The following is a 26,140-nucleotide window of genomic DNA, read 5'->3' as shown; positions in this document are numbered from 1 at the left end:
AGCATTAGCCGGATAAAACGTTTCCGGATAACTATTAAGTACAGCATTCAGAATAATTGGAGCGAATCAATGAGCAAGATTATCGGTATTGACCTCGGAACGACCAACTCCTGTGTTGCCATCATGGATGGCGATAAGGTTCGGGTTATTGAAAACGCAGAAGGTGATCGCACCACTCCGTCGATCATTGCGTACACCGATGACAACGAGACCCTGGTTGGCCAGTCAGCCAAGCGCCAGGCCGTTACCAACCCGGATAACACTATTTACGCCATCAAGCGTTTGATCGGTCGTCGCTTTAAAGACGATGTGGTCCAGAAAGACATTAAAATGGTGCCTTATAAAATCACCGATGCAGATAACGGTGATGCCTGGGTAGAAGTGAAGGGCGAGAAAATGGCACCGCCTCAGGTGTCTGCAGAAATTCTGAAGAAAATGAAGAAGACTGCAGAAGACTACCTGGGCGAGACCGTAACCGAAGCTGTTATCACTGTGCCGGCTTACTTTAATGACAGCCAGCGCCAGGCAACGAAAGACGCGGGTAAAATTGCCGGTCTTGAGGTGAAGCGGATCATTAACGAGCCAACCGCTGCAGCTCTGGCCTATGGTCTGGACAAAAAAGGTGGCGATCGCACCGTGGCGGTTTACGACCTGGGTGGCGGTACTTTCGACCTGTCCATTATCGAAATTGCAGATGTCGATGGCGAGCACCAGTTTGAAGTGTTGGCTACGAATGGCGACACCTTCCTGGGTGGCGAAGACTTCGATATGAAAATCATCGAATTCCTGGCCGACCAGTTCAAGAAGGATAGCGGCATTGATCTGCGCGGCGACTCCCTGGCTATGCAGCGCCTGAAAGAAGCTGGCGAAAAAGCCAAGATTGAGCTTTCCAGCAGCCAGCAGACCGACGTAAATCTGCCGTACATTACAGCAGATGCCAGTGGTCCCAAGCACATGAACGTGAAGCTGACCCGCGCCAAGCTTGAGTCGCTGGTCGAAGATCTGATTCAGCGCAGTCTTGAGCCATGTAAAGTTGCCCTGCAGGACGCAGGTATGAAGGCTGGCGAGATCGACGAGGTTATCCTGGTTGGTGGTCAGACCCGTATGCCGCAGGTCCAGGAAAAAGTAAAAGAGTTCTTCGGCAAAGAAGCCCGCAAGGACGTAAACCCGGACGAAGCCGTTGCCATGGGTGCTGCAATCCAGGCAGCCGTACTGTCAGGTGATGTAAAAGACGTGCTGTTGCTGGACGTGACTCCGCTTACCCTGGGTATTGAAACCATGGGTGGTGTGGCCACACCGGTTATCGACAAGAACACCACGATTCCGACCAAGAAGTCGCAAACCTTCTCTACAGCGGAAGATAACCAGACAGCGGTTACCATCCACGTTGTGCAGGGTGAGCGTAAGCAAGCGACGCAGAATAAGTCCCTTGGTCGTTTTGACCTGGCCGATATTCCGCCGGCATCGCGCGGTGTTCCGCAAATCGAAGTAACCTTCGATATCGACGCTAACGGTATCCTGAACGTGTCTGCAAAAGACAAGGCAACCGGTAAAGAGCAGTCCATCGTGATCAAGGCTTCTTCTGGCCTGAACGATGACGAAATCGAGAAGATGGTGCAGGACGCCGAAGCGAACGCTGAAGAAGATCGCAAGTTCGAAGAGCTGGTGCAGGTTCGTAACCAGGGTGATGCCATGGTTCACGCCGTGCGCAAAACCCTGTCGGAAGCCGGTGACAAAGCCAGTGAGAGCGAGAAAGAGTCTATCGAGGCGTCCATCAAGGAGCTTGAAGAAGCACTTGCTGGCTCCGATAAAGACGATATTGAAGCCAAGACTCAGAAGCTGACTGAAGCTTCCTCAGAGTTGGCGCAGAAGATGTACGCAGAAGAAGAGGGCCAGGGTGAACAGTCTGGCGGGCAGGAAGAAGCCCAGTCTGCTGATGATGCAGTAGACGCCGAGTTTGAAGAAGTCAAAGACGACGAAAAGAAGTAATTCTGACGTACATCAGGTAGTTGGAAAACGCGGAGTTGCTCCGCGTTTTCCTCGTTAAAAAACAGGGTTTTAAAGCATGGCCAAGCGCGATTATTACGACATTCTCGGGATTTCCCGGGATGCGGACGAGAAAGAAGTCAAGCGAGCGTATCGAAAGCTTGCGATGAAATATCATCCCGACCGTAATCCGGAAGATACAGACGCCGAGAACAAGTTCAAGGAGGCCAGTGAAGCCTACGAGGTGCTGGCCGATCAGTCCAAGCGAGCTGCTTACGATCAGTTTGGTCACGCCGGCGTGGATGGCCAGGCTGGTGGTGGGTTCGGAGGTGGTGGCAACTTCTCCGACATCTTCGGCGATGTGTTTGGTGACATTTTCGGCGGCGGTGGCCGTGGTGGTCGCAATACTCGTGGCTCGGATCTACGCTATACCCTGGAGTTGGATCTTGAGGAAGCGGTAAAAGGAAAAACTGTCGAGATCACTATTCCCGGGCACCGGGAGTGTGAAACCTGTGACGGTAGTGGTGCCGAAAAAGGCTCCCGTGCTGAGACCTGCGGAACCTGTAAAGGTATGGGCCAAGTCCGTATGCAGCAGGGTTTCTTTGCGGTACAGCAGGCTTGCCCTACATGTCGTGGTTCCGGCCAGGTTATCAAAAACCCCTGTAAGTCGTGCCAGGGGCAGGGCAGGGTTCGGGAAGAGAAGACTCTCTCCGTGAAAGTGCCGCCAGGTGTTGATACCGGGGACCGTATTCGGCTTTCTGGCGAAGGCGAGATGGGCGTAGATGGTGGCCCGCCGGGTGATCTGTATGTGCAGATGGCGGTGCGCGAGCATTCAATCTTTACCCGCGATGGTCGCAACCTGTATTGCGAAGTGCCCATCAGTATTATTGACGCCACGCTTGGTGGCGAGCTGGAGGTGCCAACATTAAACGGCCGCGTGAAGCTCAGAATTCCGGCTGAAACCCAAACGGGCAAGCTTTTCCGGTTGCGTAGTAAGGGGGTTAGCCCGGTGCGCGGTGGCCCTTCTGGCGATCTTTTGTGCCGTGTGATTGTTGAGACGCCTGTCAGCCTGACAAAACGCCAGAAAGAGCTGCTTGAGGAGTTTCAGACAACCCTTGATAACAGTAATGGCGCAAATCACGCGCCGAAGAAAACATCTTGGTTTGAAGGTGTTAAGAGCTTCTTCGACGAAATGAAATTCTGAACAGTTTCATACAGGGATAGATCATGAGGGTAGCAGTCATCGGCGCCGCCGGGCGTATGGGTAAAGTGCTGATAGAGGCAGTTGACGGCACAGAAGGTCTTGAGCTGGGCGCCGCTGTAGTTGAGCCGGGCAGCAGTCTCATTGGCGCCGATGCTGGCGACATGAGCAGTATTGGAAAAACCGGTGTTAAAATGGCCGGTACTCTGGCCGACGTGAAAGATGATTTTGACGTGCTTGTTGATTTTACTTTCCCGGACTTGACGTTGGAGAACGCAGCGTTCTGCAAGGCTAATGGTAAAATGCTTGTTGTTGGCACCACCGGCTTGTCTGATGCTGAAAAACAGCAGTTGGCCCTCGCCGCAGAATCTACTCAAGTGGTGTTTGCGCCTAATATGAGTGTGGGGGTTAACGTGGCTCTAAACCTCCTGCGCACAGCCGCCGCGGCGCTGGGCGATGATTACGACGTCGAGATCATCGAAGCGCATCACAGGCACAAAAAAGACGCCCCCTCCGGCACTGCCCTGCGCATGGGTGAGGTGGTTGCCGATGCACTTGGCCGCGACCTCAAAGAATGTGCGGTCTACGGTCGCGAAGGCTTCACTGGAGAGCGTACTCGCAAAGAAATTGGTTTCGAAACCATTCGTGCCGGTGACGTAGTGGGCGATCACACCGTACTTTTTGCCACCGAAGGCGAGCGCATAGAGATTACCCACAAGGCGAGTAGCCGAATGACCTTCGCAAAAGGTGCTATGCGTGCCGCGCTATGGCTGAAAGGTAAGCCTTCCGGTTTGTATGATATGCAGGATGTGTTGAATTTGAAGTGAGTTTTAGATAACTCTGAGGCACACTGCCGTCGCCAGAGCTATATTCGATTTCCGTGGACAGAAAACCTCATATTTTATACAATAAGGCGGTTTAACTGCACCAAGCGTAGGCCTTGAAAGGCTCAGGGAACAGAAAGTTCCCGGATAACAATAAGCGGGACGGGGTTTTTACTCCCTCTCGCTTTTTTGCGACCTGAATTTGCGCTTGCGTTCCTGCACGTGACGAATTAATACGCCACCCGATGAGGATACAAGCCTTGAGCACACCCGCAATCCTTGCACTCGCAGACGGAAGCCTGTTTTACGGCACCGCCATTGGCGCCGAAGGCGAAACCAGTGGTGAGGTAGTGTTCAACACTGCCATGACCGGTTATCAGGAAATACTGACCGACCCGTCCTACGCCCGCCAGCTCGTTACCCTGACATACCCGCACGTGGGCAGTACCGGCGTAAACGAGGAAGATGTCGAGTCTGATCGAATCCAGGCTGCCGGCTTGATTATTCGCGACTTGCCCCTGGTGGCCAGTAACTGGCGCAGCACCGGGACATTAGACGAATACCTGCGAAGCAACAACATTGTTGGGCTTGCTGATATTGATACCCGGCGCCTCACACGTATCCTGCGGGACAAGGGTTCTCAGAGTGGCGCCATTGTGGCCGGCGCTAACGCAACTGCCGAGCGTGCGCTGGAACTGGCCAACGCATTTCCCGGCCTTCAGGGCATGGATCTGGCTAAAGAAGTGTCCTGCAAAAAGGCCTATAACTGGACTCAGAGAGAGTGGACCCTTGGCGAAGGCTATGCCGAGGGTGGCGAAGCAAGGTTCAAGGTTGTGGCCTGGGACTATGGCGTTAAGTTCAATATTCTGCGCATGCTCGCATCCAGAGGTTGTGATGTGACAGTAGTGCCAGCGCAAACCCCGGCTTCCGAAGTGTTGGCGATGAGCCCGGATGGCATATTTCTATCTAACGGCCCGGGTGATCCAATGCCTTGTGACTACGCAATCAAGGCAATTCAGGATGTACTGGAAACGGACATTCCCGTGTTTGGCATTTGCCTGGGGCATCAGCTTTTGGCCCTGGCCAGCGGTGGGAAAAGCATAAAGTTGAGCCATGGCCACCACGGTGCAAACCACCCGGTTCAGCGGCTTCCAAACGGCACAGTTATGATTACCAGCCAGAACCATGGGTTTGCGGTTGATGAAGCGTCCCTGCCAGATGTGCTGGAAGTCACTCATAAGTCCCTGTTCGATGGCACTCTTCAGGGTGTTCGTCGCACGGACAAGCCAGCGTTTAGCTTTCAGGGTCACCCAGAGGCGAGCCCAGGACCGTGCGACGTGGCACCTTTGTTTGAGGAGTTTGTTCGCCTGATGGAAGCCCGGGCGAAATAATTCCGACTCACGGACAGATACGCCACTCCAGATACACGCCGCGTTCTTTGCGCTGCAAGAATTCAAATGTTGCTGACAGGTTAACCAAGACATGCCAAAACGGACCGATATTAAGAGCATCCTGATTCTGGGCGCAGGCCCGATTGTAATCGGGCAGGCGTGCGAATTTGACTACTCCGGCGCTCAAGCCTGTAAGGCCCTGCGAGAGGAAGGTTACCGGGTCATTCTGGTTAACTCGAACCCGGCCACCATTATGACCGACCCGGTGATGGCGGATGCCACCTACATCGAGCCGATTACCTGGCAAACTGTCGCCAAAATTATCGAAAAAGAAAAGCCTGACGCCCTTTTGCCCACTATGGGTGGACAAACTGCACTGAATTGCGCGCTGGATCTGGAAAAGCATGGTGTGTTGGCTGAGCACGGGGTAGAAATGATCGGCGCCAATGCCGATACCATCGACAAGGCCGAAGATCGTCGGCGCTTTGATCAGGCCATGAAATCCATCGGGCTGGAATGCCCTCGCGCTTCGATAGCCAATAGCATGGAAGAGGCCTGGAAAGTTGCTGAAGATATCGGCTTTCCGTGCATTATCCGCCCATCTTTTACTATGGGTGGTTCCGGGGGTGGTATTGCCTACAACCGGGACGAGTTTGAGGAAATTTGTCTGCGCGGCCTGGACCTTTCGCCCACCAAGGAATTGCTCATCGATGAGTCGCTCATTGGCTGGAAAGAGTATGAGATGGAAGTTGTCCGCGACACTGCGGATAATTGCATCATCGTGTGTGCCATCGAAAATTTCGATGCCATGGGTGTGCACACCGGCGACTCAATTACCGTGGCGCCAGCTCAAACACTAACCGATAAAGAATACCAAATCATGCGCGATGCCTCGTTGGCAGTAATGCGTGAAATTGGCGTAGAGACCGGCGGGTCCAACGTGCAGTTTGGTATTCACCCGGATACCGGTCGCATGGTAGTTATTGAGATGAACCCGCGGGTGTCGCGTTCATCAGCACTGGCTTCCAAGGCTACAGGTTTTCCGATTGCCAAGGTCGCTGCCAAACTGGCCGTGGGTTATACCCTTGATGAACTGCGCAATGAGATAACCGGGGGGGTAACACCGGTCTCGTTCGAACCCAGCATCGACTATGTGGTTACCAAGATCCCGCGGTTTACCTTCGAAAAATTCCCTCAGGCCGACGCCCGGCTGACAACCCAGATGAAATCTGTGGGCGAGGTTATGGCCATTGGCCGTACGTTCCAGGAATCTTTGCAAAAGGCGCTTCGTGGGTTGGAAGTGGGTTCTGATGGTTTCGATGAAAAGCTTGAAGAGTTCACCTCGGACAACTCCCGCGAAACGCTCACCCGCGAGCTTAGCATTCCCGGCGCCGAACGTATCTGGTACATCGGTGATGCTTTCCGGTCTGGTATGAGTGTCGATGAGGTTTTCGAGCTTACCAAGGTTGACCCCTGGTATTTGGTGCAAATTGAAAACCTGATAGGTGAAGAGCAAGCTCTGAAATCTGCCGGGAAAGCCGATATTGATCACGCCACCATGTTTCGGCTCAAGCGCAAAGGGTTCTCGGATGCCCGTTTGGCAACTCTGCTGGGCCTTACAGAGGTAAGCCTGCGCAAATTAAGGCATGATCTGGGTATCCGCCCTGTTTATAAGCGGGTTGATACCTGTGCTGCCGAGTTTGCTTCCGATACAGCTTATATGTATTCCACTTACGAGGAGGAGTGCGAGGCCGAGGCGAGCGATCGCGAGAAGATTGTCGTTATAGGCGGCGGTCCTAATCGTATTGGCCAGGGTATAGAGTTTGATTATTGCTGCGTACACGCAGCGCTCGCCATGCGCGAAGATGGCTACGAAACCATCATGATCAACTGCAATCCGGAAACCGTATCTACCGATTACGACACGTCTGACCGGTTGTACTTTGAGCCGATCACCCTCGAAGACGTACTGGAAATCATCAACGTCGAGAAGCCCAAAGGCGTGATTGTTCAGTATGGCGGCCAAACACCGTTGAAGCTGGCCCGAGGCCTAGAGGCGGCTGGTGTTCCTATCATCGGCACCAGCCCGGACGCGATCGACCGCGCAGAAGACCGTGAACGCTTCCAGCAGATGATCAATCGCGTGGGGCTGAAGCAGCCTGAAAACGCCACTGTGCGCAGCCATGAGGAAGGCATTCTGGCCGCCCGCGAGATCGGGTATCCATTGGTGGTTCGCCCATCCTACGTATTGGGTGGCCGCGCCATGGAGATTGTCTATGGCGAGGAGGAGCTGGCCCGTTACATGCGTAGTGCTGTGCTGGTATCCAATGACAGCCCGGTGTTGCTGGACCACTTCCTTAACGCGGCTATTGAGGTGGATATAGATGCCATCTGCGACGGGAAAGACGTGGTTATCGGTGGCATTATGCAGCACATCGAGCAAGCGGGTATTCACTCAGGTGATTCAGCGTGCTCCTTGCCGCCATATACGTTGCCGGCTGAGGTGCAGGACGCCATGCGCGAGGCTGTTAAGAAAATGGCCATTGAGCTGGAAGTTGTTGGTCTGATGAACGTTCAGCTGGCTTGGCAGAATGATGAGATTTACGTGATTGAGGTTAACCCGAGAGCCTCGAGAACCGTGCCGTTTGTATCCAAGGCTATTGGTGTGTCCCTGGCCAAGGTAGCGGCACGGGTAATGGCTGGCATCTCCCTGGCAGAGCAGGGCTTCACCAAGGAAATTGTGCCCAGCTACTACGCTGTAAAAGAATCGGTTTTCCCATTCAACAAGTTCCCGATGGTCGACCCGATTCTGGGGCCGGAAATGAAATCTACGGGTGAAGTGATGGGTCTTGGCGACAGCTTTGATGAAGCGTTTGCGAAAGCGTCGCTAGCTATTGGCGAGCGCCTGCCTTCTGAAGGCACCGTGTTTGTGTCGGTGCGCGATGTCGATAAGCCTGGCGCTGTCACCCTGGCCCGGGATTTGGTTGAGGCCGGCTTTAAGCTTGTTGCCACCGCAGGTACAGCGAAAGCTCTCAAGGAGGCTGGCATAGAATTAGAGCACGTAAACAAGGTGGGCGAGGGTAGGCCCCATATCGTCGACGCCATCAAGAACGGACAGGTTCAGCTTATTATCAATACCACCGAGGGGCGCAAGGCCGTGTTGGATTCGGCGCATATACGCCAGTCCGCACTGCAAACCAAAGTTGCTTACACAACAACACTGGCGGGCGGTGAAGCCTTCTGTCGGGCTATTAAGTTTGGCCCCGAGCGCACAGTGCGCCGCCTGCAAGACCTTCACGCAGGAAAGTGAAATTATGAGTGAAAGAGTACCTATGACAACTGCAGGCGAAGCCTGTCTTCGTGAGGAGCTTCAGACGCTGAAGTCTGAAGATCGTCCTCGTGTTATTGCCGCGATTTCCGATGCCAGAGAGCATGGCGACCTGAAAGAAAATGCCGAATACCATGCAGCCCGTGAGCAGCAGAGCTTTATTGAGGGCCGGATTCAGGAAATTGAAGGCAAACTCTCGGCCGCTCAGGTGATTGATGTCACCACTATGGAAAATGCCGGCCGGGTGATTTTCGGTACCACGGTTCATCTCATGAACATGGATACCGATGAACAGGTGGTTTACAAAATTGTTGGGGAAGATGAGGCCGACATTAAGTTAGGTAAACTGTCTATTTCTTCACCCATCGCTCGTGCGTTGGTGGGGAAATTTGAAGACGATGTGGTTGCGATTCGCGTGCCATCCGGCACAGTGGAATACGAGATCGAAAAGGTTGAGTACATCTGACTCGTTTCGCGACAACGAGAGGTAAAAAGCCGGCTGCGTCAGACGCAGCCGGCTTTTTGTTTTAAATGTCTGTCGGCCGTTAGTTTTTGTGACGTAGCAGGTTAGACAGCTTGAGGTTAGGCTGTTTGGCTCTGCGCAAAATGACGGCAATTTTTCCGATTGTCTGCACTACCTCGGCCCCACTGGATTCGCACAGGGCGTTAATCGCTTCCTGGCGTGCTTCCCGGTCCTGGCTTGCCACTTTGATTTTAATAAGTTCGTGGTCGTTCAGGGCGCGGTCAAGTTCTTCCTGCAGGTTTTCGGTCAGGCCCTTGTCGCCCACAATGATCACGGGTTTCAGGTTGTGGGCGATGGCCCGGTATTCCCGGCGCTGTTCCGGTGAAAGGCTCATGATGTAATCTCTTTATCGGTGCAATTAACAAAAGGTCAGCGGCATATTCGCTGGCAACATCGTATAATTGGCTGATTGTAACAGACAACCTTGCATACAGATTGCTTTGCAGACGTTGTAATTTCCGAGATGGTGCCCACATATACGTAGTATGGGGATTTGTCGGGCGTTCAGACGCGTCTTCAGGTGGATCCGCAGTTACGTTTTTCTTTGGCCGATTCGGATGGGCCGTTTCTGGTGGATAGGCGTACAATTGGTGTAAGGTGTCCTAAAAGAGTGGTTCCCTCGCAGGCGCGCTCTTCAATTCACAGGTGATGATCCTTGAACGATATGGCAAAAAATCTGGTTCTCTGGCTAATAATAGCCGCAGTACTGTTGATGGTGTTTCAGAACTTTTCTCCCACCACCAGCGGGCAGCAAGTCAATTACTCTCAATTCGTTGAAATGGTTCAGCAGGGCCAGGTCAACAAAGTCACCATTGATGGCCTGGAAATCCAGGGCACTCGCGGCGATGGCTCTCAGTTTGAGACGATCCGTCCCCAAGTGTCTGATAACAAGCTGATGGACGATCTTCTGGCGAATGAGGTGGAGGTGATCGGCAAAGAGCCCGAGCGCCAAAGCCTTTGGACGCAGTTGCTTGTTGCGGCTTTCCCGATCCTGATCATTATTGCTTTGTTCGTGTTCTTTATGCGGCAAATGCAGGGCGGCGGTGGCGGCAAAGGCCCCATGTCGTTCGGCAAAAGCAAAGCCAAGCTGATGAGCGAAGATCAGATCAAAACCACGTTTGGCGATGTGGCCGGTGTGGATGAGGCCAAGGAAGATGTTAAGGAGTTGGTGGATTTCCTGCGGGACCCCAGCAAGTTCCAGCGTCTTGGTGGCAGTATTCCCAAGGGTGTTTTGATGGTGGGGCAGCCGGGCACGGGTAAGACCCTGCTGGCAAAAGCCATAGCCGGCGAGGCCAAGGTTCCGTTCTTTTCGATTTCAGGTTCCGACTTCGTGGAAATGTTCGTGGGTGTGGGTGCATCTCGTGTGCGCGACATGTTCGAGCAGGCCAAGAAACAGAGCCCTTGTATTATCTTTATTGACGAAATTGATGCGGTGGGTCGTCATCGTGGTGCCGGCATGGGTGGTGGTCACGATGAACGTGAACAGACCTTGAACGCGCTACTGGTTGAAATGGACGGCTTTGAGGGCAACGAGGGCGTGATCGTTATTGCCGCCACTAACCGCCCGGATGTTCTTGATCCGGCATTGTTGCGCCCGGGTCGTTTCGACCGCCAGGTTGTTGTTGGTCTGCCTGATATTGTCGGCCGTGAGCAGATCCTCAAAGTGCACATGAAAAAAGTTCCACTGGACGAGAACGTTGAGCCTGCGTTCATTGCACGCGGTACACCGGGGTTCTCTGGTGCTGACCTGGCCAACCTGGTTAACGAAGCCGCGTTGTTTGCGGCTCGTCGTAATCAGCGACTGGTGTCTATGGAAGAGTTTGAGCTGGCCAAAGACAAAATCATGATGGGCGCTGAGCGGAAGTCCATGGTGATGAGCGAAAAAGAAAAGCAGAACACTGCCTATCACGAGTCTGGTCACGCGATTGTGGGCCGGTTGATGCCCGAGCATGATCCGGTTTACAAAGTAAGTATTATCCCCCGTGGGCGTGCCCTGGGTGTGACCATGTTCTTGCCTGAAGAAGACAAGTACAGCCACAGTAAGCGCTTCCTGATCAGCTCTATATGCAGTCTGTTTGGTGGCCGAATTGCGGAGGAGCTTACCCTTGGTTTCGACGGTGTGACTACTGGTGCATCGAACGACATCGAGAGGGCCACCAGTTTGGCGCGCAATATGGTGACTCGCTGGGGGCTGTCAGAGAAGCTTGGGCCGTTGCAGTATGATACTGACAGTGAGGAGCCGTTCCTTGGCCGCTCTGCTGGCCAGGCTCAGACAGTATACTCGCCAGAAACTGCCCAGCGTATCGACGAAGAAGTTCGCAACATTATCGATACCTGTTACGAGAAGGCGACGCAGATTCTGGTTGATAATCGCGATAAGCTGGATGTAATGGCTGAGGCATTGATGAGGTACGAAACCATCGACCGGCACCAGATTGATGACATCATGGAAGGCCGCACGCCACGTCCGCCAAAAGGCTGGGACGATAACGGGCCAACGGGTGGTATTAAAGCCGACGACCCCGAGCCGTCCGGAAAGCCTGCGGATGATGACCGCCGACCAGATGTTGGTCGCCCAGCCGGAGAGCATTAAGGCTCCGGGTTCTGGTTCATCCGGTATACTCTGCGCCGCCCTGGTTACGGGCGGCGTTTGTTTTGCGACGTGGTATTTTAGAGTCCGGGCTCGATTGGCTGGGGGTGGCTTGCTATGGAAGTAAAATTCGCCGGGCAGGTGCTGGATATGTCCCGCTGCCATGTAATGGGTGTGCTTAATGTAACGCCAGACTCTTTCTCCGATGGCGGACGCTTTAATCAGCCGGAGTCGGCGCTTTTAAGGGCGCGCCAAATGCTGGCCGATGGCGCTGCATTTGTTGATGTGGGTGGGGAATCCACGCGGCCGGGCGCTGCCAAAGTGTCAGTTCAGGAAGAGTTGGACCGGGTTTGCCCGGTAGTAGAGCTGATAACTCGGGAGCTGGATGTCGTTGTTTCCGTAGACACCAGTACGCCCGAGGTGATGTCTCAGGCGGTAGAGCTTGGTGCAGGCTTGATTAACGATGTGCGTGCTTTGGGCAGGGACGGCGCTGTAGCCGCGGCCGCAAATGCTGGCGTGCCAGTGTGTATCATGCATATTCAGGGTGAGCCGGAAACCATGCAGGATCGACCGGAATACCAGAATGTGCTGCGGGAAGTTGGCGAGTTTCTGACCCAGCGAGTTCGTGCGGCTACCCGGGCTGGCATTGATCCTCGCAACATAATTCTGGATCCAGGCTTCGGGTTTGGTAAAACTCTTGAGCATAACCTTCGGTTGTTTGCCTCGTTAGATCAGCTGCAGGCGTTGGGGCACCCGCTGCTGGTTGGGCTCTCCAGAAAGTCCATGTTGGGCCATATTACCGGTCGCGATGTTAATGAAAGGTTGCCGGCGAGCCTTGCAGCCGCAACCCTATCTGCATTTAAAGGTGCGAGCATTGTTCGTGCACACGATGTCAGGGAAACCGTAGATGCCATCAGAGTTGCGATGGCCGTAAAGGAGGCAGTTTGATGGCAGGAAGAAAATATTTTGGCACAGATGGAATTCGTGGCCGGGTAGGAGAGCACCCAATTACGCCGGAGTTTATGCTGCATCTTGGCTGGGCTGCCGGGCAGGCTTTTAAAAAAGCAGGTCAGCGAAACAGTGTACTGATAGGCAAAGATACCCGGTTGTCAGGATACATGTTTGAGTCCGCGCTGGAGGCGGGGCTGTCTGCAGCGGGTGTTGATGTGAAGCTGTTGGGTCCTATGCCCACCCCTGCCATTGCTTATCTTACCCGCACATTCCGGGCATCTGCAGGCATCGTGATCAGCGCTTCCCATAACCCGCATCACGATAATGGCATCAAGTTTTTCTCTGCCGAAGGCACAAAGCTGGATGACGCACTGGAGGCCGAAATTGAACGCTGGCTTGATCAGCCTATCGAAGTGTGTGGTGCCGGCGATCTGGGCAAAGCGTCAAGAATAGAAGACGCTCCGGGGCGCTACGTTGAGTTTTGTAAAAGCACTGTGCCAAACGAGTTCAGGCTCGATCACTTGAAGATTGTTCTGGATTGCGCCCATGGTGCGACCTATCACGTTGCGCCTCAGGTTTTTCGTGAGCTGGGTGCTCAGGTGTCGGTCATAGGTGCTGAGCCGGATGGCCTCAATATCAACTTGAATGTCGGCTCCACCTACCTGGGTGCTTTGAAACAGGCGGTAACCGATAAGGGCGCAGACTTGGGCATTGCTTTCGATGGTGATGGCGACCGGGTGCTGATGGTTGATCGCGACGGGTCCGAGGTTGATGGTGATGAACTGCTGTTTGTAATTGCCTCTCAAAGGTATTTCGAAGATCGCCTTAAAGGCGGTGTTGTTGGAACGCTGATGACCAATTTGGGGGTTGAGCTGGCTTTGGCGGAGATGGGCGTTCCGTTTGAGCGGGCCAAGGTGGGCGATCGCTACGTAATGGAGCGTTTGGTTGCCAATAACTGGGTTCTTGGTGGAGAAGGATCCGGGCACATGGTTATCCGTGATTGCACCAGCACCGGAGATGGTATTGTCTCCGCGCTTCAGGTTTTGCTTTCTATCGGCAAGTCTGGCAAAACATTGGCCGAGCTACGAAAGGGTATGAGTAAGTTGCCACAAACGATGGTTAATGTGCGCGTGGCGAAGCGCTTCGACCCACTCAGTCGCGATGATATCTCTGCGGCGGTTCAGAAGGCCGAATCGGAACTTGGTGGCTCAGGTAGAATTTTGCTGCGGGCGTCCGGGACCGAGCCTTTGATTCGCGTGATGGCAGAGGGTAAAAACGCCGATATGATTCGCCGTGTCGCGGAAGAGTTGGCACTGGTTGTGGAAAATTCAACACCCTGATTTTGTTGGTTTCAGGCGGTTGTCTGTTGTGAGGGACTGCTGTATAGTGCGCCCTCCCTTACATTCGGGATCTGATATGCGTCGTAAGATAGTAGCCGGAAACTGGAAGATGAACGGGTCGCGAGACCTCTCGGAAGAGCTGGTAGGCTATATTCGGTCTGAGGCCGAAACCCTCGATAGCGGCGTGGAGGTGGTCATTATTCCTCCTGCAATTTATATCGGGGACGTTTTGAAGCAGGCCCATAAGTTATTGTCTGTTGGTGTTCAGAATGTAGGGCAGTGGCAGTCTGGTGCCTATACCGGAGAAATTTCTTCCGAGATGGCTAAAGATGCCGGTTGCCGCTATGTGCTCGTAGGTCACTCCGAGCGTCGGCAGCTTTTTGGCGAAACCGATGAGCTTGTTGCCGCAAAGGTATCCCGGGTTCTGTCTAGCGGGCTAACAGCGATTGTGTGTGTTGGTGAGACGCTGGATGAGCGTGAATCCGGGCAGGCAGAGGCAATAGTGGCCGCCCAGGTGCGTTCAGGTTTGGCGCAAGTGGAGAAAGGCGATTGGCAGAATGTTGTGGTCGCTTATGAGCCGGTTTGGGCAATAGGTACGGGTAAAACGGCCACGTCAATGGATGCTCAGGCTATGCATGCGGCCATAAGAAGTGTGCTGAAAAATATGGGCGCTCCGGCCGAAGAGATTTCACTGCTTTACGGCGGCAGTGTGAAAGCGGATAATGCAGCCGCACTTTTTGCAGAGCCGGATATAGATGGCGGTTTAATTGGCGGTGCATCGCTGGTCGCAGAAGATTTTGTTAGTATTTGCCGGTATTTCCCGGCAGGTACCTAAAGTTAAAGGTTTGCGAGACTCGATATGGATTGGATGGAAACACTGGTAGTCGTTGTGCACGTCGTTATTGGGGTGGCGCTGGTGGGTCTGATACTGATCCAGCAGGGCAAGGGAGCGGATGCAGGTGCGGCCTTCGGTGGTGGCGGCGCGTCGCAAACGGTGTTTGGCAGTCAGGGTAGTGGTAGTTTCCTGACCCGCGTAACCGCCATGCTCGCTATCGTGTTTTTTGTAACAAGTTTCTCGCTGGCAGTGTTTGCCAAGCAGCGCGCAGAGGTTGCAGGCGAGGCAGGTATTCCTGTTGTTAAGGAATCCCGTCAGGCCCCTGCTGATGACGCGGATGCTGCCAGGAGCGGCGCGGAAGAAGGGGAGCCTGCGCTTCCCGATCTCGAGTAAGGAGTTTGCCCAAGTGGTGGAATTGGTAGACACGCTATCTTGAGGGGGTAGTGGCGAGAGCTGTGCCGGTTCGAGTCCGGCCTTGGGCACCAATTAAAAAGAAAAACGGCTTGGATTAGACTTGAACTATCCAGGCCGTTTTTTTGAGCAGTCCTTGACCAGTTCGCCCGGCGTCTCTATACTCCGGCGAATATTGGAATCCTGCATCGTTTGTTGCCGGGTTTCTGGCAGGCCAGGTGTCTGTCAGCAGGAAGCGGGATACCGGTTAGCTTCCTGCGAGTTCTTGCAACAAAAGGCCCCGGTTTTCGGGGCTTTTTGATTAAGGGGCCTGGCACAAAGGGCCCTGGTGCGTAAAAAGGGCTGATTAACAGCCCTTTTTTTGTTTTTGGGTTCGGAAACTTTCATAACGGAGACCGCCTAACTTGTCAGGCAAGCATAAACAACTGGAAGACATTCTACGGCCTGTAGTGGAAGGGTTGGGTTACGAACTCTGGGGCATCGAGTACCGCTCCAGAGGTTATCAATCGCTTTTGCGGGTTTTTATAGACGATGTCGAAAATGGCGTGGGCGTAGACGACTGCGAGAAAGTCAGCCGCCAGGTCAGTGGTGTAATGGATGTGGAAGATCCCATCAAGACAGAGTACACGCTTGAGGTTTCGTCTCCGGGAATGGACTGCCCTCTATTCCGGCTTGAGCAATATCAGGCATTTGTAGGGCATAACGTACAAATTCGCTTGCGCATGGCGTTTGATGGCCGGCGCAAGTTTCAGGGGCTTATAAAAGCTGTAGAAGGCGATGAGGTTGTCGTGATTGTTGACGATCACGAATATCTACTGCCTTTCGACAGTATCGAAAAAGCCAACATTGTTCCGGTATTCGAGTGAGCTATTTGAATAACTCAGTAGATGCACAGTTTATTTTCAGGGCAGGGTATTCCAATGAGTAAAGAGATCTTGCTGGTGGTTGAAGCCGTCTCGAACGAAAAAGGCGTCGAGAAGGATGTCATTTTCGAGGCTATCGAACTGGCACTCGCCACTGCTGCCAAAAAACGTTACGAGGATGAAGAGTCGGATGTGCGTGTATCAATTGATCGCCGCACCGGTGAGTACGAAACCTTCCGCCGTTGGTTGGTCGTGGATAATGACGCTGTGCCAGCGCTGGGTACCGAGCTAACGCTTCAGGAAGCCGAAGAAATCGACAGCGAATTGAAGCCTGGAGATACCTACGAAGAGAAGGCTGAGTCAGTGGCCTTCGGTCGTATCGGAGCCCAGGCTGCCAAGCAGATCATCTTTCAGAAGGTTCGTGAAGCTGAGCGCAGCAAGATCGTCGACAGCTATCGCGATCGTGTGGGTGAGCTGGTTTCGGGTACCGTTAAAAAGGTTACGCGCGATAACGTCATTGTTGATCTGGGCGCCAACGCCGAGGCGCTTTTGCCAAGAGAGCATCTGATTGCGCGTGAAACCTTTCGCATGGGTGACCGGGTCCGTTCGCTGCTGCTGGAAATTCGCACCGACCATCGTGGCCCCCAGCTGATTCTCAGCCGTACTGCACCGCAGATGCTGATTGAGCTGTTCCGTATTGAAGTGCCTGAGATCGCAGAAGAACTGATTGAGATCCGTGGCGCCGCACGTGATCCTGGCTCTCGCGCCAAGATTGCGGTAAAGACCAACGATCGACGTATTGATCCTGTTGGCGCTTGTGTCGGTATGCGAGGGTCGCGTGTTCAGGCCGTTTCCAACGAACTGGGCGGCGAGCGTGTCGATATAGTGTTGTGGGACGACAACCCGGCTCAACTGGTTATAAATGCCATGGCCCCGGCAGAAGTGGCCTCCATTGTAATGGACGAAGACCGCCACACGATGGAAGTGGCTGTCGCTGAAGACAACCTGGCCCAGGCCATTGGCCGCAACGGACAGAACGTTCGCCTGGCGACCGATCTTACCGGCTGGACTCTGAACGTAATGACCGAAGAAGAAGCGGGCGAGCGCCAGGAGCAAGAGCACAACACCCTGGTTGAGCATTTTACAGCGCATCTGGATGTGGATGAAGAGTTTGCAGGTGTGCTGATAGAGGAAGGCTTTACCTCTATCGAGGAAGTCGCCTACGTGCCTATGGATGAGATGCTGGCGATTGAAGGTTTTGATGAAGACACCGTCACAGAGCTACGTCGCCGGGCTAAAGACGCCTTGTTGAATCAGGCTCTGGCGGGTCAGGAAGCCCTCGATGGCGCCGAGCCGTCAGAAGACCTTCTGGGCATGGAAGACGTGGATCGCGGGTTGGCGTTCAAGCTCGCCGGCATGGGCGTGCGCACGATGGAAGATTTGGCTGAGCAATCGGTTGACGATTTGCTCGATATCGAAGGTATGGATGAAGAGCGTGCAGGACAACTTATTATGGCCGCACGCGCCCCCTGGTTTGAAGACCAGGCTTAATTCGGGAGGAGACCAGTATGGCTGAAGTAACGGTAAAACAACTGGCCGAAGATGTAGGCGCTCCCGTGGATCGTTTGCTGAAACAGATTGTAGAAGCTGGCTTGAAAGCCCGCTCAGAAACAGACTCTGTAACCAGCGATGAGAAGCAACAGCTGCTGACTTATCTGAGAAAGGCCCACGGTGATGCAAATGCTGAACCGCAGAAAATTACGCTGAAGCGGAAAACCACAACGACGCTCAAGGCGGGTAAAGCCAAGGCAGTTAACGTGGAAGTGCGCAAGCGCCGTACCTATGTAAAGCGTGCGGAGGTGCAGCCGGAAGAGGAAGTTGCGGCACCGGCAGCAGCACCAGCAGCACCGGAAGATGTTCAGCAAGAGCAGATAGCGGAGCCGGTAAAAGCGGAGCAACCTGCGAGTGTAGAGACACCGAAAGCAGAAACAGACGCACCCTCTGATGCGGCGAGCAAAGATGTAGCAGCCCCGGAAGAGCAGGCGGCTGCCGAAAAAGCCGAGCCGAAAAAGGCTCCGGAACCCGAACCGACGCCCGCTCCGGCAGATATGCCAATACCGCCTCCTGAAGGTGAGAACAAAGGCCGTAAGCCGAAGAAGAAGAAAGAAGCGGTTCGTGGGCGTGGTGATGATGCTGAAGACGGAAAGCCTAAGAAAAAGCAGGCTGGGCATCGTGGGCCGCGTAACCGTCCGGCGGATGCGATCGCGGAAGACGACGACAGCAGCACCCTGCGTAAGCCGCTGCGAGCGAAAAAGAAACCCAAAGAGAAGCGTCATGGCTTCGAGAGGCCGACCAAGCCAATGGTCAGAGAAGTAGAAGTTCCGGAAGTTATTACCGTTGGTGACCTTGCCCAGCGTATGGCCGTCAAATCTGGTGACGTTATTAAAACATTGATGGGCATGGGTGTGATGGCAACCATCAACCAGGCTCTTGATCAGGAAACATCGACACTGGTTGTTGAAGAACTGGGCCACAAGGCAATACCAATCAGCGACGATGCGTTTGAGCACGAAGTGCTCAGCGAGTTTCAAACAGAGGGCAAGGACAAGACCAAGCGCGCCCCGGTAGTGAGCGTGATGGGCCATGTTGACCATGGTAAAACATCGTTGCTGGACCATATTCGCCGCACCAAGGTTGCCTCTGGCGAATCCGGTGGTATTACCCAGCATATCGGCGCGTATCACGTAGAAACCGATCACGGCATGGTGTCGTTCCTGGATACCCCGGGCCACGCGGCTTTCACCGCCATGCGTGCGCGTGGTGCCCAGTGTACGGACATAGTGATCCTGGTGGTTGCCTCTGACGACGGCGTTATGCCACAAACCAAAGAAGCGGTTCAGCATGCCCGCTCCGCTGGTGTGCCTATCGTTGTTGCCATCACCAAGATGGACAAGGAGCAGGCTGATCCGGACCGAGTGAAGACCGAACTTGCCGGCATTGACGTTATCCCTGAAGACTGGGGCGGCGACGTGCAGTTTGTACCGATTTCGGCCCACTCCGGAGAAGGTATTGATAATCTGCTGGAAGCAGTGCTTCTGCAGGCAGAGATTCTTGAGCTGCAGGCAGCGCCAGATGCGCCTGCCCAAGGCATTGTAGTTGAATCCAGTCTTGAGCGGGGCCGCGGGCCGGTAGCAACCGTACTCGTGCAGAACGGTACGCTGCGTCGCGGTGAAATGGTTGTTGCAGGTTCTTACTTTGGTAAGGTGCGTGCCATGACCGACGAAGCCGGCAAGCAGGTTAAGGGCGCTGGCCCGTCGATTCCGGTTGAGATACTTGGCCTTAACGGCACGCCGAATGCCGGCGACGAGTTTTTTGCCGTGGCTGATGAGCGCAAAGCCAAGGAGCTGGCCGAGTTCCGTCATAACCGTGAGCGCGAGCAGCGTTTACAGCGGGCGCAAGCGGCCAAGCTTGAGAATCTGTTCGAGAACATGGGCAAAGATGAGGTTAAAACCCTCAACGTTGTACTAAAAACCGACGTGCGCGGCTCCCTGGAGGCGATCACCAAGTCGCTGCAGGATCTGGGTAACGAAGAGGTGCAGGTTAAGGTTGTGTCCTCGGGTGTTGGCGGTATTGCCGAAACGGACATCAGCCTTGCAATGGCCACTAATGCCGTCATTTTCGGGTTTAACGTACGTGCCGACATAGCGTCAAAGCGTTTGGTTGAGCAGGAAGGCCTGGATCTGCGTTATTACAGCATCATCTATAACTTGCTGGACGATGTGAAAGCAGCGTTGACAGGTATGCTGGCGCCGGAATTCCGCGAAGACATTGTTGGCATCGCGGACGTACGCGATGTGTTCCGCTCGCCGAAGTTTGGTCAGGTGGCTGGCTGCATGGTGACCGAGGGCAATGTATACCGGAATAAGCCAATCCGTGTTCTGCGCGACAACGTGGTGATCTTTGAAGGCGAGCTGGAATCCCTGCGCCGCTTTAAGGATGACGTGCCTGAGGTGCGCAACGGCATGGAGTGCGGTATTGGTGTTAAAGGCTACGATGTGAAGGTTGGTGATCAAATCGAAGTCTTTGATCGTGTCAGGGTCGAGCGTAAGCTCGAGTCCACGGGGGCCTAATGGCAAGAGAGTTCAGTCGTGTTGATCGCATAGGCGATCAGATGCAGCGTGAGCTTGCTCAGCTGATTCAGCGCGAGGTTAAAGATCCGCGGTTAGGTATGGTGACGGTTAACGCAGTCAAGGTCAGTCGTGACCTTGGTTACGCCGATATCTATGTCTCCTTGCTGTCTACCGAGGAGCTCACCGCTGATTCACCCGAAGTACAGGAATCTGTTTCGGTGCTGAACAAAGCGTCTGGTTTTCTGCGAGGTCAGGTGGGAAGAGCAATGAAGCTGCGGGTTGTGCCCCAGCTTCGTTTCCACTTTGACGCGCTTCAGGGGTACAGCCGTAAAATGGACAGCCTGATTCGTGAAGCGGTGGGTGATAAGCCTGCCGTGGACCGCAACGACGAAAAACCGCATGACCCGGAGGCAAGCGATTGAGCCGCAGACGCAAAGGTCGTGAGGTTAATGGCATTTTGGTCATCGACAAGCCAGCGGGTATTACGTCCAACGGTATCCTGCAGGAGGTAAAGCGTCTTTATGGCGCAGCCAAGGCTGGTCATACTGGTGCTCTGGACCCGATAGCGACAGGGGTTCTGCCCCTGTGCTTTGGTGAGGCCACAAAGTTCTCGCAGATGATGCTGGATAGCGACAAGGCCTACATTGCCACGGCGCGGCTGGGTCAGCGCACTGAAACTGGCGACACCGAAGGTGCCGTAGTGTCGGAAAGGCCAGTGCCGGAAAACCTTACCCCGGAGATAATCGAGCCTGTGCTTGAGAAGTTTCGTGGCGACATCCAGCAAGTCCCCTCTATGTATTCCGCCCTTAAGCACAAGGGCCGCCCGCTCTATGAATACGCCCGCGAGGGCATTGAAGTAGAACGCCCGGCACGTCCGGTCACTATCTACGAACTTCAGCTTCTGGAGATTCGCGAAAACGAAATGGATATAGCCGTAACCTGCACCAAGGGTACGTATATTCGCTCACTCGTTGAAGATATTGGCGAGCAGCTCGGCTGTGGCGCCCATGTGAATGCATTGCGACGCACATTGGCGGCCGGGTTTACCCTGGCCAGCGCTCACCCGGTGCCTGATCTTGAGGCGATTCGCGAACGTGGCGACAGCCTCGATGGCCTGTTGGTCGCCCCGGATGCAGCGCTTTCGATGTTCCCGGAGCACCGCTTGAGTGGCCAGCCGTTGGTGTCGATATTGAACGGGCAACCGGTTAGAATACCGGGGCAGGCTTTTGAAGGCTTCGTTCGTATTTATGGTAACGAGGGTTTCGTAGGGCTTGCAGAAGCATTGCCAGAGGGCGGGGAAACCCAATTGGTGCCTCGCCGGCTGGTAAGTAACAGCGGTAAAAATTAGTTATATCGCTGTATAGCCGGGCTGTAGAGATGCGCGGTCCGGCTGGATTTAATCGCATCGCAGACATGAGGTGAGTTATGGCACTTTCTGCCAATGAAAAAGCACAGATCGTTCAGGATTATCAGCAAGCTGATGGCGACACCGGCTCCCCGGAAGTGCAGGTTGCACTGCTGAGCGCTAACATCAACAAGCTGCAGGATCATTTCAAGACCAACAAGCAGGATCACCATTCCCGCCGTGGCCTTATCCGGATGGTAAACCAGCGTCGTAAGCTGCTGGACTATCTTCGTAAGAAGAGTGCTGACCGGTACCTGGAGCTGATCAAGCGCCTTGGACTACGTCGTTAATCAGGTCTTGGGGCCTGACGGCAGCTTTCGGAAATTTTCCGTAGCTGCCACCAGCCGGTGGGTTCCTTAGGGGGCCCACCGGTTGTGCTTTTGAGCACCGCATCAAGTATTTCGGTGAATCCGGATGTTCTGTCGTATTGGAAAGCTGAAATTGATAGCAGGTTGTTGAAAGCCCAGGCGGGGCGCATTGTCAGCGCACCCACTGTTTAGCCGGGGTTTTGCAACAGCCTGTTAGCTTTCAGGCAGAGTTTTCTCAGGATCACACGTCAATCATTCTGAACAGATAACGCAGGAGTTCGTTGTGGATCTGCAACCGCGTAAAAAATCATTTGAGCTGGGTGGCGAAACCGTCACTCTGGAGACGGGCCGTGTTGCCCGTCAGGCTACCGGTTCCGTTCTTGTCACTGTGGGTGATATTTCGGTTCTGGGCACCGTTGTTGGTGCCAAGGAAGCCAAGCCGGGTCAGCCTTTCTTTCCGCTGACTGTTAACTATTTCGAAAAAACCTATGCCGTGGGCAAAATCCCGGGTGGTTTCTTTAAGCGTGAAGGGCGTCCTTCCGAGAAAGAAACCCTGACATCCCGTTTGATCGACCGACCGATTCGTCCATTGTTCCCGAACGGCTACATGAACGAAACGCAGGTTATCTGTACGGTTATGTCGTCCAGCAAGAACCAGGACCCTGATATCGCCGCGATGCTGGCTGCTTCCGCCGCTTTGTCGATTTCGGGTATTCCGTTCGCCGGCCCAATCGGTGCCAGCCGTGTAGGTTACACTGACGAGAAGGGGTATTTCCTGAACCCTAGCTTTGAAGACCTTGGCACGTCCCAGCTAGACATGGTTGTTGCCGGCACTGAAGACGCCGTTCTGATGGTTGAATCTGAAGCCAAAGGCTTGAGCGAAGACCAGATGCTGGGTGGCGTGCTGTACGCCCACCAGGAAATGCAGGCAGCCATTACCGCCATCAAAGAATTTGCTGCCGAAAACGGCAAGCCTCGCTGGGATTGGCAGCCCGCCGCTGAAAACACCGAGTTGTTGGGCGCAATCAAGTCTGAGTTTGCCGGCGCTATCGAAGAAGCTTATGGCATTCACGACAAGATGGCACGCTACGCTCGTCTTGGTGAGATCAAAACGGCAGCCGTTGAAAAACTGGCAGGCGAAGAAGAAGGCCAGCCTTCCGCTGACGAAGTCAAAAAGAACTTCGGAAAAGTTGAGAAGACCGTTGTTCGCCAGCAGGTTATCGATGGCAAGCCACGTATTGATGGTCGTGATAACAAAACGGTCCGTCCGATCGAAATCGAAGTGGGCATTCTGCCGAGCGTTCACGGCTCTGCACTGTTTACCCGTGGTGAAACTCAGGCGATTGTTACCACTACCCTGGGTACGTCACGCGATGTGCAGACTATCGATGCACTGGAAGGCGAGCGTAAGGATCCGTTCCTTTTCCACTACAACTTCCCTCCGTACTCTGTAGGTGAAGCCGGTCGTGTTGGCACACCTGGCCGTCGTGAAGTGGGCCACGGCCGTTTGGCCAAGCGGGGCGTGATGGCTGTTATGCCAACTATGGATGAGTTCCCGTATGCCATTCGTGCGGTGTCTGAAATTACCGAATCCAACGGCTCCAGTTCCATGGCGTCTGTTTGTGGTTCAAGCTTGGCGTTGATGGACGCTGGTGTGCCGCTGAAGGCACCAGTAGCCGGTATTGCTATGGGGCTGGTTAAGGAAGGTGACAAGTTTGCCATTCTGACCGACATCCTGGGTGATGAAGACCACCTGGGCGACATGGACTTCAAGGTAGCCGGTACTAAAGACGGTATCACTGCTCTGCAGATGGACATCAAGATCCAGGGCATTACTGACGAGATCATGGAGCTTGCTCTGGAGCAGGCGCACGGTGCCCGTCAGCACATTCTGGTTGAGATGAACAAGGTTATCTCTGAGTCGCGCACTGAGCTGTCTTCACGTGCTCCAAGCATTACTGCGATCAAGATCAACCCTGAGAAGATTCGGGATGTTATTGGTAAGGGCGGTTCCATGATCCGTTCTATCTGTGACGAGACGGGTGCTTCTATCGATCTGGACGACGACGGAAACGTTAAGATCTACGCAGATAACCAGGAAGCAGCCCAGGCGGCAGTTAATCGGGTTAAGGAAATCACCGCCGAGATTGAAGTAGGTGCTATTTACAAGGGTCGCGTTGAGCGCATTGTGGACTTCGGTGCCTTTGTTAATATCCTGCCTGGCAAGGATGGTCTGGTGCATATTTCCCAGATCTCCGAGCGCCGGATCGAGAACGTGACTGACGAGCTGAGCGAAGGTCAGGAAGTTCTGGTCAAGGTGTTGGATGTGGACAACCGTGGCCGTGTGAAGCTGTCCATGAAGGAAGTTAAAGAAGGCGAGCAGCCGACTGACTTTACTGACTGATAGCTAGTCACTACTAAAAACCCGCCTTTCCTTTGGATTGGCGGGTTTTTTGTTTTTTGGCCTCTAGCTCGGAGATGGCAGGTATTGGGTAGGGCTTTTCAAAACACGCTGTGAATACGTCCTTGTACGCTTGGCTCTGCCATCCATGGCTCCGCACAGTTTTGAAAAGCCCTACCCAATACCTGCCGCCTGCAAACTTAGTTCTGCCCCAAAAATTCGAGTACCGAGTTCTTATAAGCGGGAATGATAAACGTCGCCGCATGGGGTGTATCTGTTTGCAGGAACTGCTTTGGTTCACCGGCGGCCTCATAGAGTACCTGGCCGTGGTGGAAGGGGATGATGCCATCACGAACGCTGTGGATGATCATAAGCGGCACAGGGCTGATGTTGGCAATCTGGTCCACGCCTTCGTAGTCGTCCGGGATGGTCCAGCTCAGAGGTATCTGGAGGGGCCAGGTTAGCCAGAAGTTTCCAAGCTTTTCTTTGGCTATGCCGCGAAAGCCAGAGAAGGTCCCGTCCAGAATCACGCCGGCGAGTTCAGGCGTTTCGCCTCTTTGCACCCATTCGCTAGCCAGGGTGAGCCCCAGTGCGCCGCCTAAGCTTTGGCCGAGGATAACTACAGGTGTGTTTTGAGAGTTCCCTTGACTCATGAGCCATCGCAGCCCGATTTCGGAATCGTGGAGAGCACCTTCTATGTCCGGTGCGCCGGTAGACTTGCCGTAGCCTCGATAGTCGATGGTGAATACGTTATAGCCTTCTGCGGGCAGCCAGGCTACGTTGAGCAGATGGCTGCTGATGTTTTGGGCGTTGCCATGGAGAAAATAAATAGTGCCGTTAGGCTGGCCCTCAGCCGGTAGCCACCAGCCGTGAAGGGTTTCGCCGTCGGCAGTGTCCAGGTAGATGTTTTCATAAGCCAGGTTAAGGCGATCCGGGGTTATGTAAGTAGTCTGGTCCGGGTAGAAAAACAGGCTACTGCAGCCGCTTTGCAGGAGCATGGCGAATAAGAGCAACAATGCCAAAATGGGTGTTTTCAGGTTGTGCATTGTTAGAAGTAGGTGTGCAAGCCGGCTTGCCATGTGCTTTGGTACCTGTCGTAGTGATCTTCCCGTGTAAATTCTGCAAACAGACTAAATTCTCGGCCTATGTGCCAGTTGGCCTTCGCGTATAGCTGATCCTGCCTGTGCTGGCCGCTTACGATCCAGGCTTTGGTTTTTACACCACCAGAAAAACTGAAATAGTCGCTTTGATGCAGCAAGCCGATATCTGCTCCGGGTGCCGCATCGTAGCCTCGGCGCAGGTCGTCGTCGATTTCCAGGTCAGCGGTGGCAATGGCGAAGGCCTGGGTTCCTTGGCCCAAAGACCAGCTGCCACCTGCACCACCTTCTAGATAAGGTGTTAAAACTCGTTTGCTGCCAGTATCGGTGCGGCGGCCACCAAAGCCTACTTGCCAGGACAGTGGTGAGAAAAAGGCGTTTCTCGGGCTTAGCGAGCGGATTTCGAGGCCCGTAAGTTGTTCAAGTTGCAGTTCGTCGTTGTCGTGGTAAAGGCGCGCGTCCAGGCGGAAAAACTGTAGCTGAGCACCACTGCGGTAGCCGGCGGGTGGGTCGAGAACATCATGATAGGCTGGCCGGAATGTCAGTTGGGTGAACT

General features: G+C 54.1%; 21 protein-coding genes and 1 tRNA gene. 19 read left to right on the top strand and 3 right to left on the bottom strand.

Annotated features, from left to right (window positions below; genetic code table 11):
- Positions 1 to 69: 69 nt before the first annotated feature.
- From dnaK to greA, 6 genes are all read left to right on the top strand, one after another.
- The gene (gene dnaK / locus ACTHYN_RS00885; RefSeq protein WP_441810604.1) at positions 70 to 1,989 is read left to right on the top strand and encodes a molecular chaperone DnaK; all 1,920 of its coding nucleotides are present in this window, start codon (positions 70 to 72) and stop codon (positions 1,987 to 1,989) included.
- A 76-nt stretch (positions 1,990 to 2,065) separates the two neighbouring features.
- Positions 2,066 to 3,190 (top strand): molecular chaperone DnaJ, encoded by a 1,125-nt coding sequence (gene dnaJ / locus ACTHYN_RS00880; RefSeq protein WP_441810603.1) that lies wholly within the window; start codon positions 2,066 to 2,068, stop codon positions 3,188 to 3,190.
- Between the two features lie 23 nt (positions 3,191 to 3,213).
- Positions 3,214 to 4,014, top strand: coding sequence for a 4-hydroxy-tetrahydrodipicolinate reductase (gene dapB, locus ACTHYN_RS00875; RefSeq protein WP_441810602.1), 801 nt, complete (start codon positions 3,214 to 3,216; stop codon positions 4,012 to 4,014).
- 257 nt (positions 4,015 to 4,271) lie between these two features.
- Positions 4,272 to 5,402, top strand: coding sequence for a glutamine-hydrolyzing carbamoyl-phosphate synthase small subunit (gene carA, locus ACTHYN_RS00870; protein ID WP_441810601.1), 1,131 nt, complete (start codon positions 4,272 to 4,274; stop codon positions 5,400 to 5,402).
- 91 nt (positions 5,403 to 5,493) lie between these two features.
- A complete protein-coding gene (carB, locus tag ACTHYN_RS00865; RefSeq protein ID WP_441810600.1) occupies positions 5,494 to 8,712 on the top strand; it encodes a carbamoyl-phosphate synthase large subunit in 3,219 nt (1,072 codons plus the stop codon).
- A 4-nt stretch (positions 8,713 to 8,716) separates the two neighbouring features.
- The gene (gene greA / locus ACTHYN_RS00860) at positions 8,717 to 9,196 is read left to right on the top strand and encodes a transcription elongation factor GreA (RefSeq protein WP_441810599.1); all 480 of its coding nucleotides are present in this window, start codon (positions 8,717 to 8,719) and stop codon (positions 9,194 to 9,196) included.
- Between the two features lie 79 nt (positions 9,197 to 9,275).
- Here greA and yhbY read toward each other — a convergent pair whose 3' ends face one another.
- The gene (gene yhbY / locus ACTHYN_RS00855) at positions 9,276 to 9,587 is read right to left on the bottom strand and encodes a ribosome assembly RNA-binding protein YhbY (protein ID WP_441810598.1); all 312 of its coding nucleotides are present in this window, start codon (positions 9,585 to 9,587) and stop codon (positions 9,276 to 9,278) included.
- Between the two features lie 321 nt (positions 9,588 to 9,908).
- Between yhbY and ftsH the strand changes: the two genes are divergently transcribed.
- The 13 genes from ftsH (at position 9,909) to pnp (ending at position 24,490) form a co-directional block, all read left to right on the top strand.
- On the top strand, positions 9,909 to 11,846 hold the full coding sequence (gene ftsH, locus ACTHYN_RS00850) for an ATP-dependent zinc metalloprotease FtsH (RefSeq protein WP_441810597.1): 1,938 nt from the start codon (positions 9,909 to 9,911) through the stop codon (positions 11,844 to 11,846).
- A gap of 114 nt (positions 11,847 to 11,960) precedes the next feature.
- On the top strand, positions 11,961 to 12,791 hold the full coding sequence (gene folP / locus ACTHYN_RS00845; protein WP_441810596.1) for a dihydropteroate synthase: 831 nt from the start codon (positions 11,961 to 11,963) through the stop codon (positions 12,789 to 12,791).
- On the top strand, positions 12,791 to 14,134 hold the full coding sequence (glmM, locus tag ACTHYN_RS00840; RefSeq protein WP_441810595.1) for a phosphoglucosamine mutase: 1,344 nt from the start codon (positions 12,791 to 12,793) through the stop codon (positions 14,132 to 14,134). Before folP ends, glmM begins: the two co-directional genes overlap by 1 nt.
- Before the next feature lie 76 nt (positions 14,135 to 14,210).
- Entirely contained in the window at positions 14,211 to 14,969 is a 759-nt protein-coding gene (gene tpiA / locus ACTHYN_RS00835; RefSeq protein WP_441810594.1) for a triose-phosphate isomerase, read from the top strand.
- 24 nt (positions 14,970 to 14,993) lie between these two features.
- Positions 14,994 to 15,362 (top strand): preprotein translocase subunit SecG, encoded by a 369-nt coding sequence (secG, locus tag ACTHYN_RS00830; RefSeq protein ID WP_441810593.1) that lies wholly within the window; start codon positions 14,994 to 14,996, stop codon positions 15,360 to 15,362.
- Between the two features lie 7 nt (positions 15,363 to 15,369).
- Positions 15,370 to 15,454: transfer RNA gene (locus ACTHYN_RS00825), tRNA-Leu, on the top strand.
- Positions 15,455 to 15,784: 330 nt separating this feature from the next.
- The gene (gene rimP, locus ACTHYN_RS00820; protein ID WP_441810592.1) at positions 15,785 to 16,246 is read left to right on the top strand and encodes a ribosome maturation factor RimP; all 462 of its coding nucleotides are present in this window, start codon (positions 15,785 to 15,787) and stop codon (positions 16,244 to 16,246) included.
- A 54-nt stretch (positions 16,247 to 16,300) separates the two neighbouring features.
- Positions 16,301 to 17,794, top strand: coding sequence for a transcription termination factor NusA (gene nusA / locus ACTHYN_RS00815; RefSeq protein ID WP_441810591.1), 1,494 nt, complete (start codon positions 16,301 to 16,303; stop codon positions 17,792 to 17,794).
- Positions 17,795 to 17,811: 17 nt separating this feature from the next.
- Positions 17,812 to 20,373 (top strand): translation initiation factor IF-2, encoded by a 2,562-nt coding sequence (gene infB, locus ACTHYN_RS00810; RefSeq protein WP_441810590.1) that lies wholly within the window; start codon positions 17,812 to 17,814, stop codon positions 20,371 to 20,373.
- The gene (gene rbfA, locus ACTHYN_RS00805) at positions 20,373 to 20,795 is read left to right on the top strand and encodes a 30S ribosome-binding factor RbfA (protein WP_441810589.1); all 423 of its coding nucleotides are present in this window, start codon (positions 20,373 to 20,375) and stop codon (positions 20,793 to 20,795) included. The genes infB and rbfA overlap by 1 nt, the downstream gene beginning before the upstream one ends.
- On the top strand, positions 20,792 to 21,721 hold the full coding sequence (gene truB, locus ACTHYN_RS00800; RefSeq protein ID WP_441810588.1) for a tRNA pseudouridine(55) synthase TruB: 930 nt from the start codon (positions 20,792 to 20,794) through the stop codon (positions 21,719 to 21,721). Before rbfA ends, truB begins: the two co-directional genes overlap by 4 nt.
- A gap of 77 nt (positions 21,722 to 21,798) precedes the next feature.
- On the top strand, positions 21,799 to 22,068 hold the full coding sequence (gene rpsO / locus ACTHYN_RS00795; RefSeq protein ID WP_441810587.1) for a 30S ribosomal protein S15: 270 nt from the start codon (positions 21,799 to 21,801) through the stop codon (positions 22,066 to 22,068).
- Positions 22,069 to 22,375: 307 nt separating this feature from the next.
- On the top strand, positions 22,376 to 24,490 hold the full coding sequence (pnp, locus tag ACTHYN_RS00790; protein ID WP_441810724.1) for a polyribonucleotide nucleotidyltransferase: 2,115 nt from the start codon (positions 22,376 to 22,378) through the stop codon (positions 24,488 to 24,490).
- Positions 24,491 to 24,687: 197 nt separating this feature from the next.
- On the opposite strand, the gene ACTHYN_RS00785 is transcribed toward pnp, so the two are convergent.
- Both ACTHYN_RS00785 and ACTHYN_RS00780 read right to left on the bottom strand, forming a co-directional pair.
- Positions 24,688 to 25,566 (bottom strand): alpha/beta hydrolase, encoded by an 879-nt coding sequence (locus ACTHYN_RS00785; RefSeq protein WP_441810586.1) that lies wholly within the window; start codon positions 25,564 to 25,566, stop codon positions 24,688 to 24,690.
- Positions 25,536 to 26,140, bottom strand: a 605-nt coding sequence (locus ACTHYN_RS00780) for a DUF7840 domain-containing protein (protein WP_441810585.1), incomplete at its 5' end; no start/stop codon positions are given. The genes ACTHYN_RS00785 and ACTHYN_RS00780, both read right to left, overlap by 31 nt.

It is taken from the genome of Marinobacter sp. (assembly GCF_052091845.1).
Classification (GTDB): Bacteria; Pseudomonadota; Gammaproteobacteria; order Pseudomonadales; family Oleiphilaceae; genus Marinobacter.
Note: the sequence above shows the minus strand (reverse complement) of the source record. Positions and strands in the feature narration are given on the sequence as shown.